The sequence below is a fragment of the Sabulibacter ruber genome, assembly GCF_017355955.1.
In the GTDB taxonomy this organism is placed as follows: domain Bacteria; phylum Bacteroidota; class Bacteroidia; order Cytophagales; family Hymenobacteraceae; genus Nibribacter; species Nibribacter ruber_A.
This window is the reverse complement of the sequence record NZ_JAFFID010000003.1, coordinates 74,389-87,860: the sequence shown is the minus strand read 5'-3', so window position 1 is coordinate 87,860 and position 13,472 is coordinate 74,389. Positions and strand designations below refer to the sequence as shown.

14 protein-coding genes and 1 riboswitch are annotated in these 13,472 nt (G+C 49.5%); of the genes, 7 read left to right on the top strand and 7 right to left on the bottom strand.

Going from position 1 to position 13,472, the window contains the following annotated elements:
- Positions 1-61: 61 nt before the first annotated feature.
- Entirely contained in the window at positions 62-1,162 is a 1,101-nt protein-coding gene (hppD, locus tag JT719_RS16170) for a 4-hydroxyphenylpyruvate dioxygenase (protein WP_207434390.1), read from the bottom strand.
- 155 nt (positions 1,163-1,317) lie between these two features.
- On the opposite strand from hppD, the gene JT719_RS16165 reads away from it, so the two are divergent.
- From JT719_RS16165 to JT719_RS16155, 3 genes are all read left to right on the top strand, one after another.
- A complete protein-coding gene (locus JT719_RS16165; RefSeq protein WP_207434389.1) occupies positions 1,318-1,716 on the top strand; it encodes a hypothetical protein in 399 nt (132 codons plus the stop codon).
- Positions 1,717-2,034: 318 nt separating this feature from the next.
- Complete coding sequence (locus JT719_RS16160) at positions 2,035-2,424, top strand: hypothetical protein (RefSeq protein WP_207434388.1); 390 nt, start codon at positions 2,035-2,037, stop codon at positions 2,422-2,424.
- Between the two features lie 32 nt (positions 2,425-2,456).
- A complete protein-coding gene (locus JT719_RS16155) occupies positions 2,457-3,599 on the top strand; it encodes a DUF4738 domain-containing protein (protein ID WP_207434387.1) in 1,143 nt (380 codons plus the stop codon).
- A gap of 67 nt (positions 3,600-3,666) precedes the next feature.
- Here JT719_RS16155 and trpS read toward each other — a convergent pair whose 3' ends face one another.
- The 3 genes from trpS to JT719_RS16140 form a co-directional block, all read right to left on the bottom strand.
- Complete coding sequence (gene trpS / locus JT719_RS16150) at positions 3,667-4,641, bottom strand: tryptophan--tRNA ligase (protein WP_207434386.1); 975 nt, start codon at positions 4,639-4,641, stop codon at positions 3,667-3,669.
- 102 nt (positions 4,642-4,743) lie between these two features.
- Positions 4,744-5,397, bottom strand: a complete 654-nt coding sequence (locus JT719_RS16145; RefSeq protein ID WP_207434385.1) for an alpha/beta fold hydrolase — start codon at positions 5,395-5,397, stop codon at positions 4,744-4,746.
- A 32-nt stretch (positions 5,398-5,429) separates the two neighbouring features.
- A complete protein-coding gene (locus tag JT719_RS16140; protein WP_207434384.1) occupies positions 5,430-6,224 on the bottom strand; it encodes a queuosine precursor transporter in 795 nt (264 codons plus the stop codon).
- A 222-nt stretch (positions 6,225-6,446) separates the two neighbouring features.
- Here JT719_RS16140 and JT719_RS16135 point away from each other — a divergent pair, with 222 nt between their 5' ends.
- On the top strand, positions 6,447-6,659 hold the full coding sequence (locus tag JT719_RS16135; RefSeq protein ID WP_207434383.1) for a hypothetical protein: 213 nt from the start codon (positions 6,447-6,449) through the stop codon (positions 6,657-6,659).
- Positions 6,660-6,737: 78 nt separating this feature from the next.
- On the opposite strand, the gene JT719_RS16130 is transcribed toward JT719_RS16135, so the two are convergent.
- From JT719_RS16130 to JT719_RS16120, 3 genes are all read right to left on the bottom strand, one after another.
- A complete protein-coding gene (locus JT719_RS16130) occupies positions 6,738-7,655 on the bottom strand; it encodes a ribonuclease Z (RefSeq protein WP_207434382.1) in 918 nt (305 codons plus the stop codon).
- Positions 7,656-7,674: 19 nt separating this feature from the next.
- Complete coding sequence (locus JT719_RS16125) at positions 7,675-8,052, bottom strand: STAS domain-containing protein (RefSeq protein WP_048920757.1); 378 nt, start codon at positions 8,050-8,052, stop codon at positions 7,675-7,677.
- A gap of 68 nt (positions 8,053-8,120) precedes the next feature.
- The gene (locus tag JT719_RS16120; RefSeq protein ID WP_207434381.1) at positions 8,121-9,056 is read right to left on the bottom strand and encodes a phosphoribosylaminoimidazolesuccinocarboxamide synthase; all 936 of its coding nucleotides are present in this window, start codon (positions 9,054-9,056) and stop codon (positions 8,121-8,123) included.
- A gap of 201 nt (positions 9,057-9,257) precedes the next feature.
- Positions 9,258-9,372, top strand: a riboswitch (SAM riboswitch).
- 279 nt (positions 9,373-9,651) lie between these two features.
- Here JT719_RS16120 and JT719_RS16115 point away from each other — a divergent pair.
- From JT719_RS16115 to JT719_RS16105, 3 genes are all read left to right on the top strand, one after another.
- Positions 9,652-10,983: an O-acetylhomoserine aminocarboxypropyltransferase/cysteine synthase family protein gene (locus JT719_RS16115; protein WP_207434380.1), complete on the top strand. Its 1,332-nt coding sequence runs from the start codon at positions 9,652-9,654 to the stop codon at positions 10,981-10,983.
- A gap of 73 nt (positions 10,984-11,056) precedes the next feature.
- The gene (locus JT719_RS16110) at positions 11,057-12,052 is read left to right on the top strand and encodes a homoserine O-acetyltransferase family protein (RefSeq protein ID WP_242693309.1); all 996 of its coding nucleotides are present in this window, start codon (positions 11,057-11,059) and stop codon (positions 12,050-12,052) included.
- Entirely contained in the window at positions 12,031-13,278 is a 1,248-nt protein-coding gene (locus JT719_RS16105; protein WP_207434378.1) for a homoserine dehydrogenase, read from the top strand. Before JT719_RS16110 ends, JT719_RS16105 begins: the two co-directional genes overlap by 22 nt.
- Positions 13,279-13,472 lie beyond the last annotated feature (194 nt).

The following is a 13,472-nucleotide window of genomic DNA, read 5'->3' as shown; positions in this document are numbered from 1 at the left end:
TAAAATGACAAAGCGTTATAAGGGTTGTTTTGGTAAAACAGCCCTAAAACGGCTCACAAAGTTATAAGTTTCCCCGAAGGGCCTGTTCACGTTCAATTGATTCAAATAACGCCTTGAAATTTCCTTTCCCGAAGGATTTAGCTCCCTTGCGCTGTATGATCTCGTAAAACACAGTTGGTCTGTCTTCTACGGGTTTGGTGAAAATCTGCAGCAGGTAGCCTTCGTTGTCGCGGTCTACCAGAATATTCAGGTCCTGCAGCGGCTTTACGTCCTCGTCAATCTTACCTACGCGGTCCAGCAGATCCTGGTAATACGCACTGGGCACGGTTAAAAACTCTACCCCGCGCCGGCGGAGCTCGCCCACGGTATGCACAATGTCATCGGTCGCAATGGCGATGTGCTGCACGCCGGGGCTGTGGTAATAATCCAGGTACTCTTCAATCTGTGATTTCTTCTTGCCTTCGGCGGGCTCATTGATGGGGAACTTCACGTACCCGTTGCCGTTGCTCATCACCTTGCTCATAAGGGCCGAATACTCGGTGGAGATGTCCTCATCGTCAAAAGTGAGCAGCAGTTTAAAACCCATCACCTCAGAATAGAAATCAACCCATTTGTTCATCTCGCCCCAGCCCACGTTGCCCACGCAGTGGTCTACGTATTTCAGCCCCACCGGCGTTACGGGTACCGTGCTTTTGCGGGGTTTATAGCCCGGCATAAAAGGCCCGGTATAGTTTTTCCGCTCCACAAAGGTGTGCACGGTCTCGCCGTAGGTGTAAATGGACGCCACCCTCACCTCGCCAAACTCATCAGAAAGGGTTTGGGGCTCAGCCGCCGATCTGGCACCACGGCGGATGGTTTCTTCATAGGATTTGTAGGCATCGTCCACCCACAGGGCCATGACCTTCACGCCATCGCCGTGCAGGCGCACGTGTTCTGAGATGGGCGAGTCTGGCAGGAGGGAGGTGGTGAGCACAAACCGTACCTTTCCTTGTTGCAGCACATAGGAGGCACGGTCTCGCACCCCTGTCTCTGGGCCGGCGTAGGCTACCAGCTCAAACCCGAAGGCGCTCTGGTAGTAATAGGCGCTTTGTTTGGCGTTCCCCACATAGAATTCTATGTGGTCTGTGCCGTTGAGGGGAAGAAAATCTGCGGGTTCTGCCATAGAATTCAGGAGAGGTAAAACGCTGGGTTACATCACAACTTCTGTAAAAATAGAAGAAATGTGGAGGAAAGAAAATAGGTTTTTGGCACACCGAATTGCAGCATACACTTGGAAATAGCCTAAGATGTTATAAAATTTGTGAAAAATAAGAAAGAATGAACATCCAGGAACTGAATAACGCGCTTGTGGCCCTCATCCGGAAGAAGCAGGAATTAGGGCAACTCTCCTATAATGATGAACGCTACGATGACGTAGAGGAAGAGCTGCATGATTTGGAAGATGAGTTCAACGACAACTTTGGGGAGTACCTGGAAGAAGTCTTAGGCGATGTACACGAGCGGATTTGCCCCGACACCGACGTGTTGTTACCCACCGCATACCTGCCCGAAGCCCTTACCGCCGATGGCCAGGTAGACCTGACCAACAAACAGGGCGTTTGGGTAGAGGCCGATGCTTACCCTAACAAAGAAGCCCGCCTGTTGCTGGTGCCAAACCCTACCCGCCTGATTCTGAGCGTAGGCAAAAACGTGCGCGAAGAAGTCTGGAAAGCGTAGTCTAATAGACGCTAGATACCAGATTTTAGACAATAGATAAAACCGGCTCCTGTGCAGATTCACTGCGCAGGAGCCGGTTCTATTTTAGGGCTGTTTATTATAAAACTGGGCAGAAAACAAGATGTGAGGCTGAAGGGGATTGCCTCAGCTTGACCTTACTCTGATGGGTGTGTTTGACTGTACTTCCTGTTTTAAGGCTCTTTTTTGTATTTATTGATCAAACCTCTACATTGGTTCCCGGATGCAGGCTGCGGGCCTTTCAGGTACAGGCAAGCATCCGGAATTTTGAATAACTCTATCCTAAACCCTGCCAACTCCATGAACACCAAACTCGTCATGACCCTGAGTGCCGCTTTTCTGGCTCTGCTGGGCCTCGGCCTGACTTTTCTGCCCCAGGAAATCTCCTCCTACCTGTCATTGGGAGATGGTGCCGCCATCCACCTGGTATTACAACTTTTAGGCGCGCTTTACCTGGGGTTTGCCATGCTCAACTGGATGGCCAAAGGAAGCCTGCTTGGGGGCATCTATAACCGACCTATTGCGGTAGCCAACTTCACGCACTTCTTTGTGGGAGCGCTTGCCTTGATCAAAGGGAACCCTGGTACGGCTTTGCCTACGTTGGTGGTGGTGGGTTTGTACTCCGTTTTTGCCCTTGTTTTCGGGATTATCCTTTACCGGCATCCACTTAAGGCAGAAGCGGGAGCGTAAGGGCCGTTCCTCAAACTTCAGAACAAGAGTCAATGAAAATCAATAGTTGGGTAATTTTCTGTTTGTTTCTGGTTTGTGCCTGCACAAAGGAAGAGACAGCCAAAACCAAGGCCTCGCCTCCGCCTCTTGAAACTCCCAAAGCAGCTCTATCTTCTCCTGACACCATCTATGAAACTGCTTATATGGATAAGGAACGGTACTATGATACCTCTCAGGTTAAGATAGGACAAGATGTTTATGTCTCCCATGCAGAAGCCATCAGTCTGAATGACAGTTCTTTTGTTGAGGTTTTCAGTTGGGATGATTATAGGACAGTGCATAAGGTTAAGCAGCACAACAACCTATACAAGATCAAGTTGCTGAAAAATGGACAGACTGTGTTCCAGAAACAATTCACTAAGCATGACTTTGCTAGAATGGAGAAGGAAAATCCATACATTCAGGGAAGCGTGCCCAGACCGCTTGTCTTTACTGGAATAACCACCGATGGAAAAGTATTGTTTGATGTACACTTTGGATTGCCCGATAGTGATGTGGGAGGAATTGCAACGCTGGTGACAGACATGCGGGGAACCCCTTTGCTCCTGCAGAATTACAACCATACCGGGGGAGGGGGCTGTGACGGTACGTTACAACTCTCTGAAAACCGCCAGTATTATTTAAACTGTCAAACGTTGTATGGACCTAATGGATACAAGTTTGACTTTGCCAGGTCAGATGTAGTGTATACATCCTTTCTTACAGACACAAGCTTTGTTGTGCTTTATGACTACATTTTAAAAAGCGGCTACAGAATGGAAAATGGGGTGAAAGAGTATTATGAGGAAAGGGATACCATCTATGATAACCTGGTCTTCTTCCACGTGAACGGAAAACGATTGGCAAGTGATCGGTACGACGGGTTCTTTCAGGAATTAGGCTATACGGCTCCGGTCAAGTTGATTCAAAACAGCTTCGTGACGCTTGATGGAAAGAAAGAAGAAGTTACGGTTTATCCTTTTTCTAACCCGTCGGAACGTAAACGAATTAGTTTGAAAGAAGCCCAAAAACTCTCCAAAAGAATGAAGAAGCCTCCGGTTCAAGAAGTTTTCATTAGAACCTTAGAGAGAAACTACTTTCTATACTTTTTTCCAGATGGCTTGCAATACTACTCAGGTAATGAGCATGGAGAGTAAACAAGAAAGCCGGGACTTAACTGCCTCGGCTTTCTTGTTTCTATGTCTAACTATTAGAGTCCTACTTTTAGAAACCTAGCTTCTCTCTAACCCGCTTCAAAACGGGAGCACCAATGGTGCGGGCCTTAGCGGCACCCTCGGCTAGTTTGGCATCCAGTTCAGGCAGGTTGCTCATGTAGTAGTTGAAGCGTTCGCGCGGCTCAGCGTATTTGGTGATAATCAGGTCATAGAGCGCCTGCTTGGCATGTCCGTACCCGAAGCCACCGGCCAGGTACTTCTGGCGCATCTCCTCCACCTGGTCTTCTGAAGCAAGCAACGCATACAGCTTGAACGTGATATCGGTGGAAGGGTCTTTGGGTTCTTCCAGGGTTTTGCTATCGGTGACAATGCTCATCACCCGCTTGCGCAGTTCTTTGTCTGGCAGGAAAATGTCAATGGTGTTGCCGTAGGACTTGCTCATTTTCTCGCCGTTCACTCCGGGCACGGTCATCACGCTCTCGTCTACCTTGGCCTCGGGCAGTACAAAGGTATCGCCGTAGATATGGTTGAACGAGCTGGCCAGGTCTCGGGTGATTTCCAGGTGCTGGACCTGGTCTTTGCCTACCGGCACATAATTGGCGTCATACAACAGAATGTCGGCGGCCATGAGCACCGGGTAAGTAAACAGGCCGGAGTTCACATCAGACAGTTGCCGGCGCGCTGATTTGTCTTTGAAGGAATGCGCATTGGCCAGCATTGGATACGGCGCGAAACAGCTCAGGTACCAGGTCAGTTCGGTTACTTCGGGCACGTCAGACTGGCGGTAGAAAATGTGCTTATCGGTGTCCAGGCCAAATGCCAGCCAGGTAGCCGCCACCGCGTAGGTGTTCAGGCGGCGCTCTTCCGCATCACGAATGGTGGTGAGGGAGTGCAAATCAGCAATGAAATAAAGCGATTCATTCTCTGCTTTTCTGGAAAGCTCAATCGCCGGAAGGATAGCCCCCAGCAGGTTGCCCAGGTGCGGACGGCCACTGCTTTGGATGCCGGTAAGGATTCGTGCCATGTCTTATGTATGTAATACCGCTGCAAAGAAAGCAATTGAAGGGCAAACAGGAAAGCGGCATCGGTTTTTGGCTTCCTTTTCAGGGAATAAGCCTAAAATGCCTCAGCCCAGGAACTGATTGATGATGCGGCTTACCTCAGCCGCGTGGCTCATCACAATAAGGTGCTCGCCTCCTTTGAAAAGGTACACCTCTGGGTACTGTGGTACCGGCAGGATCTTGTCTTTATCGCCGTGGATGATGACTACCTCATTGGGCAGCGCTTTATGGCGCCACCGCAAAATGGCACTCAAGGCCCACCGCAGAAAACCAATGTCTGTGTCCCTGATGATTGCCTCAAAAATCTTTTTTTCCTCCTTCGTTTTAGCCCCAAACAGCCAGGCACCCGGGCCAGTCCATCCTTTCGCCAAGCCAAAAGGCAGCCATTTCTGGAGCTGGAGAGTGCCGCCCAGCCGGTAGTACCAGTACAAATCAGAGGTATCTGCCAGGCTGGAGAGAAGGATCACTTTTTTCACCGGAAGCAGTTTGGCGATCTCCTGCGCAACCATCCCCCCAAAGCTCAGCCCTACCAGTACAGGAGGTTCAGAGTCTACCGTAATCTGAGCAAGTATGCGTCGGGAGTAGGCCGGAAGCGATTCATTGGGAAACGGCTTGATCCACCTGATCACGATGGGGTTAGGATGGCGCAATTGCAAAAACCGGAACAGCCGCTCATCGGCCCCTAAGCCACTCAGCAGGTACAAAGGTGGAATACTCATACTGGTGTTCTACTGAACTAAGCGTAGCAGGTTTAATCCTGGGAGATGAAAGTTTCCATGGGCACTTCCCGGTTTCCGGCCAGGTAGCGGTCAATAAGGGGGTGGGCGATGTAAAGAAGCGGCGTGAGCACCACCGCCACGGTAAATTTATACAGGTAATTGATCACCGAAACCGAAAGTACCATTTTCAGGTCCCAATTCCCGAAGAGGTAAAAAGCGATAAAAAGAACCACCACTGTGTCCACCAACTGAGAGACCAGGGTGGAACCGGTGGCCCTCAGCCAGATCTTCTGGCTGCCGGTCAGGCGCTTCAGCCAATGGAACACATGGGCATCCAGCAACTGCCCCAACAGGAAGGCTACCAATGAACCGATGATAATGCCCAAGCCCTGGCTGAATACCCGATTGAAAGCATAGTCCATATCAAACGAGGTGCCGTTGGGCCCTTGGCTGTTTACTTCCTGCCAGAACTGGGCAGGAGGTAAGGCGGTGGCTACCACAATCACTAAGAAAGCATAGGCAATTAAAACGGCAGTGAGATAACTGATCCGTTTTACGCCTTCTTTCCCAAAATATTCATTGATGATATCGGTGGTAATGAACACCACGGGCCAGATGATTACTCCGGCTGTGAGGTTAAAATCAAACTTGGTACCCATCACCGGAATCTGGGCGCCCGGCAGGCCAAACACCCCTTCCCCCGAGAAAATCTTCACCCCAATCAATTCTGCCAGCAACGCATTGGTAAGAAAGATACCGCATAATACCATGAACAGTTGACGCTTTTTATGCGCTACCTGGGTAGGTTCTGTAACGATTTGCTGCATGTTAAAGAAGGTTGAAAAGTTTGAAGAGGTTTCTCTGGCACTGTAAAGATGAAAGAAAGTTGCTAATAATAAAATGGCTGGTAGAGTAAGCCTTGGTTTCGGCTGGTAAACTGTTTTCTGTCTGTTTTGGTAGAATCAGGCTTAAATCGATAGAGACTTAGATTTCGCCTCACAGCAGTTACAAACTGCCATCATGGTAGGTCCAAGTCACAGACTTGAACCATGGAAAGGCAATGCGTGCAGGAGACAAGGCAGTGCTTTGTCTCTACGAGGCCCAACATCGTCACCGCTTTTGCCACTTTTGCCACTTTCCCCGATTCCAGTCTTTCGGGCGAGCGCCTTAGCAGGTTCCGGTGCCGCCAGGCATTGCGACCGAACGGGAGCAAAGGAAGCTGGTACAGCGCGAGCGCGGAAGACTGGGCCCCGCGGCCGTGAGCGCATACCGCTAACTATGGAAAAAGCAGCCCATAAATCCATAGACAAGCAGCAGCTACGGTAGCAACAACCCAAACCCTACTCCAACACGCTAATCGTTTTCCCCTCTGTAGCCAAAGCCGTATTCGGGAAAATAGCCTGGGCTTCCTCCAATAAGGGAGTCAGGTCTTTGTAGCGAGCGGAGAAGTGCCCGATGAGCAGGCGTTTTACCCTGGCTTTTTCCGCCAGCGTGGCGGCCTGGGCAGCGGTGCTATGATAGGTGTGGGCGGCCCGGTGTTCCATGTCGCTCAGGAACGTAGATTCATGGTACAGCAAATCCACGCCTTGTACATAAGGCAGAATGTCTTCTTTGTACCTGGTGTCTGAGCAATAGGCGTAACTACGGCTGCGCTTGGGTTCTGAGGTGACCTCTGCGTTGCGTACCAGTACCTCGCCTTGCTCATTCCGGATGTCTTCGCCCCATTTCAAGCGTACCAGTTGGGGTGGGGTAAGGAAATCAGGTAGTTTGCCTTTCAATAAGTGGCGGGGCTTGGGTTTTTCCTTGAACAGGTACCCACAACAAGGCACACGGTGCTGCATAGGGAGCGTATGCACCGTGTGGTATTTGTCTTCAAATATTTTTTTGGAAACGGTAGTATCCACTTCCACAAAGTTGATATGGTAAGGGAGTTGGGTGTTACCGTATTTGAATTGAAGTGTAAGGATATCGGCTAAACCTTTTGGGCCGAAGAGGTTGATAGGACCGGTGCGCTGTTGCAGGTTCATGGTAGACAGCAGGCCCGGTAAGCCAAAATAGTGGTCACCATGCAGGTGACTAATAAAGATGTTACAAATGCGCTGATGCTTTATCTTGTATCGCATCAGCTGCATTTGTGTACCTTCTCCGCAATCTATCAGGTTGATCTGGTTACCAATCGTGAGTAGCTGTGCGGTATGATGTCGTTCAAAAGACGGGGTGGCAGAGGAACTCCCAAGTATTTTCAGCTCAAATTCCAATCCGCGGCCCGCTTAGAAACTATTCTTCTTTTTTTGTAAGATCGCTCTCAATCTCGTGGAGGAACACACGGTCAATGCCTTCTTCCACCGTAGGCAGGATGTTCAGCACAGATTCAAGCTTGGAGATAGTGATCAGTTTGGTTACGTGCTCTTGCAAACCAGTTAAAATAAGAACCCCTCCAGAAGAGTTGCAAAGACGATTGGCAATCAGGATAGAGGAAAGTCCGGAAGAATCAGTATATTTTACGTTAGAAAGATCCAGGATCAGGTTGGTAATACCTTCTGCATTCAACTTCACAAACTCAGACTTCAAATCAGGTGCGATCGTGGTGTCTAGTTTTTTTTCATCTATGGTGATGATGGTGTAATTCTCTTTTTTATCAATTGTGTACTTCATAAGTAACAGCAAAAAGGTTTAGAGTGCGAATCTACCAATTTTTGGTGGAATATCTTTAACAATGTAAGTTAAAAAATGTTGTCGGCAATGCTTTGTTCCAGCCCCTGAAGTTGGCTCGCATATTCCTGCGGCTCAAATTTCTTGCCAAGCAGCTGCTCATATAATTCAATGTAGCGCTGCGAGATCTCGGTTATCTTCGCATCTGTCATTTCTGGCACCTGTTGTCCTTCTTTTCCCTGAAAACCGTTCTCAATGAGCCATTGACGTACAAACTCCTTAGAAAGTTGCCGCTGCGGCTGGCCGCTTTCCTGCCGTTCTTCATAACCTTCTGAGTAAAAGAATCTTGAAGAATCTGGCGTATGGATTTCGTCTATGACATAAATTTTTCCATCGGCTTTCCCAAACTCATACTTGGTATCTACCAGGATCAAACCACGCTCTGCCGCCAGCTCAGTGCCGCGTTGGAAGAGCGCTCTGGTGTATGCCTCTAATTGGACATAATCCTGTTCAGACACGATACCTTGTTTTAGGATTTCTTCGCGCGAGATGTCTTCATCATGGCCTTCGGCGGCCTTAGTGGTAGGGGTGATGATGGGCTCCGGAAAAGGGTCATTCTCTCTCAAACCTTCGGGTAGCGTAACCCCGCACAGCGTGCGCTTCCCGGCGTTGTATTCACGCCAGGCGTGGCCCGCCAGATAGCCTCTGATGACCATTTCCACCTTAAAGGTTTCGCACTGCCAGCCAATAGTTACGTTTGGTGCCGGATGGCTCAACACCCAGTTGGGAACCACATCTGCGGTGGCGGCCAGGAAAGAGGCGGCAATCTGGTTTAAGACTTGTCCTTTGTAAGGGATGGCCCGGGGCAGCACCACATCAAAGGCCGAGATACGGTCTGTGGCCACCATGGCCAGTTTGTCCTGGAAATAATATACATCACGCACCTTTCCGCGGTAAAAACCCGTCTGGATAGGGAAGTTGAAGTTGGTTTCTTTTAAAGCTTGCATGGCAGATAACTAAGGGGGCAAAGTTAGGAAAGGATAGGAATGGGGCAAGTATATTTAAGTGAGGAGAATAGCGCTGCCGGGCACTGCATTTACTAACAATTGTTTGTATTTGAAAATTTTTCTTAAATTTTTTTGAAAATTGTTTGGGGTTAAAGATTTCGTTGATAGATTTGCAGCATCAAGTCAATTATTCCGGTAGTTGATTTATAAAGAAGAGCGGAGAGACAGGCTCAATGAAGCTCTAGCAACCTACCAGCCGTGTAAGGTGCTAATTCCTGATCCCAGGGGACATATTGCCACCTGGGGAATATAAATTGATACGAAGATGGAAAAACAATTCAATCCCACTTCTAGCAATGCAGCGCCGAGCCTGAAGATGCCGGCAACAGGTGTAACACCTCAATTTATTATCTCTTCTATTTCGCGAATGTGCGACATGTCCATTATGGGCATTGGTTGCTGTTGTCGCTAATCCCTAACTCTCAAATATTTGTTTTTCAGGGCCTGACGCGCAGCGGCAGGGGGAGTTCTGCTATCTGTTAGTTTTCTGGGCTCTTGTTATTGTTCAATTTTTCAATTGTAACCGGCTATAATAATGTCTAATTCATATCGTTTTGAAACCCTTCAGCTTCATGCTGGCCAAGAAATAGATCCAACCACTCGCTCACGCGCAGTTCCAATCTATCAGACCACTTCCTACGTGTTTGAGAATGCCGAGCACGGGGCTAACCTTTTTGCCCTCAAGCAATTCGGGAATATCTACACACGCATCATGAACCCTACCACCGATGTGTTTGAGAAACGCATCGCGGCGTTGGAGGGCGGGGTAGCGGCAGTGGCAGTAGGATCTGGTCAGGCAGCGCAGTTCATCGCTTTGAACAACATTCTGCAGGCGGGAGACAATTTTGTTACCTCCAGCAACCTGTATGGCGGTACCTATAACCAGTTCAAAGTGGCCTTCAAGCGTTTGGGTATTGAAGTTCGTTTCGCCAAGAACGACGAACCAGCTACCTATGCCTCTTTGATAGATGAAAATACCAAGGCCATTTACCTGGAAACCATTGGTAACCCACGCTTTAACATTCCTGATTTTGAATCAATCGCGGCTGTTGCGGCCGGACACCGCATTCCACTGGTGGTAGACAATACCTTTGGGGCGGGTGGTTACCTGTTCCGTCCGTTGGAGCACGGAGCTAATGTGGTTACCGCCTCAGCCACCAAATGGATCGGCGGACACGGTACCACCGTAGGCGGCGTGATTGTAGACGGAGGTAACTTCAACTGGGGCAACGGCAAATTTCCGCAGTTCAGTGAGCCTTCTGAAGGATACCACGGCCTGAACTTCTGGGAAGTGTTTGGCGAGAACGGACCATTTGGCAACATCGCCTTCGCCATCAGAGCCCGAGTAGAAGGTCTTCGTGATTTTGGCCCGGCCCTGAGCCCCTTCAACTCCTTCCAATTGATCCAAGGTCTGGAAACCCTTTCGCTGCGGGTAGACCGCACGGTGCAAAATGCGCTGGAATTAGCCCAGTGGCTGGAGCAGCATCCGCTGGTAGAAAGCGTGAATTATCCGGGCTTGGCCTCCAGTCCTTACCACGAGCTAGCCAAGAAATACCTGAAGCGTGGTTTTGGCGGGGTACTGAGCTTCAACCTAAAAGGAGGCAAAGAGGAAGCCGAGGTGTTTGTGAACAGCCTGGAACTGGTAAGCCACCTGGCTAACGTAGGAGATGCCAAAACCCTCATTATTCATCCGGCCTCTACTACTCACCAGCAGCTTTCAGAGGAAGAGCAGCTATCGGCGGGGGTGAACCCAACCTTCCTGCGGGTATCAGTGGGGATTGAGCACCTGGATGACATTAAAGCAGATTTTGAACAGGCGTTTGCCAAAGTGAAAGTACGGGAACCAAAGTTGGAGGCCACTTTATAAGTGAGTAACAGAAATGTTAAGAGGACGCGTTTTTAATTATACAGATGAATTTCAATTGGAGTCCGGGCGAACATTGCCCGGCTTCCAACTCTTTTATACCACCTGGGGCACCCTGAACGAAGACAAAAGCAACGTGGTGTGGGTATGCCACGCCTTTACCGGCAATGCTTTTGTGAAAGACTGGTGGGGTGACTTGTTTGGCGAAGGAAAAACCTTTGACCCGGCCAAACACTTCATTGTGTGCGCCAACTCTCTGGGCAGTTGCTATGGTTCTACCGGTCCGCTGAGTCTGAACCCAGATACCGGGAAGCCTTATTACCATGCATTCCCAACCCTGACCATCAGAGATACCGTGCGGGCGTTTGATGCCCTGCGGGAGCATTTAGATATTGAGCAGATTGATGTACTGATTGGCGGTTCAATTGGTGGCCAACAGGCCTTGGAATGGGCCGTAGAATACCCATATGTTACCAGAAAGCTGGTGCAGGTAGCCGCCAATGCCCGTCAGACTCCGTGGGCCATTGCCCTGAATGAAAGCCAGCGCATGGCCATTGAGCAGGACGTTACCTGGCAATTGGCCACCGATGATGCCGGCCTGGAGGGAATGAAAACTGCCCGTTCTGTTGCGTTGTTGTCTTACCGCAACTACAATTCTTACAACCAGGCCCAGAAAGAAGGGTCTGATGAGTTGAAGAGAATTTACCGTGCGGCCAGCTATCAGCGCTACCAGGGGGAGAAATTAGCCAAACGGTTCAATGCTTTTTCTTACTGGCAGCTGACTAAAATGATGGACAGCCACAACGTGGGTCGGGACAGAAGCAGTATAGAAGAGGCCCTGCGGTTGGTACAGGCACAAACGCTTATCATTGGCGTGAACACAGATCAGTTGTTCCCGCTTAACGAACAACGGTTTGTTGCCCGCTACATCCCTAACGCCGTTTTCCAGGTAATACAATCAGAGGCTGGACACGACGGGTTCCTGTTGGAAACCGATCAGATAGCGCTCCACTTAGAAATCTTTTTACAGAAAAAACAAAAGCGAAAAACATGGATTCCCACCGTCTTCTAAAAATCGGCTTGTTTGGGTTTGGCTGCGTTGGTCAAGGCTTGTATGATATTTTATCGCGGGAGGAAGGACTGCCCTACAAAGTTGACCGAATTTGCGTGAAAGACCCAAATAAATTGCGTCCGTTACCCTCAGAAAGCTTCACCTATGACTGGGAGGAAGTACTGGAAGATGCAACCCTGGATATTTTGGTGGAAGCCATTAGTGATGCTTCTGAAGCGTACACCATTGTCTCTGAGGCGCTCAGACGGGGTAAAAAAGTGGTAACCGCAAACAAGAAACTGGTGGCGTATCACTTGCCGGAACTGCTGGCGCTGCAAAATGAGTTTGGCGGCGTATTGTTGTACGAGGCAGCGGTAGCGGGCGGAATCCCGATTATTAGAACGGTAGAAGAATATTTTTCCAATGAACCCTTAGACCGGGTGCACGGCATCCTGAACGGTTCTTCCAATTACATCCTGAGCCAGATCTTCAAAAAGCAGAAAGCGTATTCAGAAGCCCTGAAAGAAGCCCAGGACAAAGGCTTTGCGGAGCTGGACCCGTGGCTGGATGTAGCCGGCGCCGATTCGCGCCACAAGCTATGCATCTTAACGGCGCACGCTTTTGGGAGAACCTTGTCGCCAGAAGAAGTCGCCTTCTTTGGTATTGATTTCCTAGATCAGCAGGATTGGGAATTCGCGAAGCAAAACGAATCTGTCATCAAGATGGTGGCCTCAGTGCACCAGACTCCGGACGGAGAACTGGTGCCGGTGGTACTGCCAAGCCTGGTAGATTCTACGGATGATCTGTACGGCGTGGAGCAGGAGTTCAACGGAGTGGTGGTACAGGGTGTCTACGCCGGGCCTCAGCTTTTCAAAGGCAAAGGCGCAGGTGGTCACCCAACAGGGGCCGCGGTGTTGTCAGACATCGTTTCCATTGCCAACGGCTACTCTTACGGGTACAAGAAACTAAACAAGACCACCAATGCTCCGGCGCTGGCTTTAGACTTCCAGTTTGAAGTATACCTGCGCAGCAGCGAGCCAGATCTGGTAGTGGAACTGGGATTAACCAACCTGCAGAATGTGCAAAGAGGAGCCGATTCGTTCAGCTTGATTGGTACGGTTTCCCTGGGAAGCCTCATCAAATCGCAGGAACTGATCAGAAAAGCGGGAGCTTACGTAATGGCCCTGTCTTCTGATTTCGTGAACGCCAACGTGAAAAAAGTAAGGGAAAGAGTGGCTATTTCTTAAAGAGTAGCCTGATCCTTGGAGAAGAAAATGGGCTAGTGCCCTAGAAAGATAGCTTGTTTTATTAGTTCGTTTCAATGCGTAGGCGCCTGGCTGTTTTGCCGGGCGTTTCCGTTTTAAGGCAGATATCAGCAAAACAGCCTGAAAACAGGATTGATTTAGATTAGAGGGAAAGTTTCGCTTGTAAATCTAACCAA

What these genes read in the sequence shown, in the direction of transcription:
- hppD (WP_207434390.1), bottom strand. Translation starts at nt 1,162, where the DNA reads ATGGCAGAACCCGCAGATTTTCTTCCCCTCAACGGCACAGACCACATA.
- JT719_RS16165 (WP_207434389.1), top strand. Translation starts at nt 1,318, where the DNA reads ATGAACATCCAGGAACTGAATAACGCGCTTGTGGCCCTCATCCGGAAG.
- JT719_RS16160 (WP_207434388.1), top strand. Translation starts at nt 2,035, where the DNA reads ATGAACACCAAACTCGTCATGACCCTGAGTGCCGCTTTTCTGGCTCTG.
- JT719_RS16155 (WP_207434387.1), top strand. Translation starts at nt 2,457, where the DNA reads ATGAAAATCAATAGTTGGGTAATTTTCTGTTTGTTTCTGGTTTGTGCC.
- trpS (WP_207434386.1), bottom strand. Translation starts at nt 4,641, where the DNA reads ATGGCACGAATCCTTACCGGCATCCAAAGCAGTGGCCGTCCGCACCTG.
- JT719_RS16145 (WP_207434385.1), bottom strand. Translation starts at nt 5,397, where the DNA reads ATGAGTATTCCACCTTTGTACCTGCTGAGTGGCTTAGGGGCCGATGAG.
- JT719_RS16140 (WP_207434384.1), bottom strand. Translation starts at nt 6,224, where the DNA reads ATGCAGCAAATCGTTACAGAACCTACCCAGGTAGCGCATAAAAAGCGT.
- JT719_RS16135 (WP_207434383.1), top strand. Translation starts at nt 6,447, where the DNA reads ATGGAAAGGCAATGCGTGCAGGAGACAAGGCAGTGCTTTGTCTCTACG.
- JT719_RS16125 (WP_048920757.1), bottom strand. Translation starts at nt 8,052, where the DNA reads ATGAAGTACACAATTGATAAAAAAGAGAATTACACCATCATCACCATA.
- JT719_RS16120 (WP_207434381.1), bottom strand. Translation starts at nt 9,056, where the DNA reads ATGCAAGCTTTAAAAGAAACCAACTTCAACTTCCCTATCCAGACGGGT.
- JT719_RS16115 (WP_207434380.1), top strand. Translation starts at nt 9,652, where the DNA reads ATGTCTAATTCATATCGTTTTGAAACCCTTCAGCTTCATGCTGGCCAA.
- JT719_RS16105 (WP_207434378.1), top strand. Translation starts at nt 12,031, where the DNA reads ATGGATTCCCACCGTCTTCTAAAAATCGGCTTGTTTGGGTTTGGCTGC.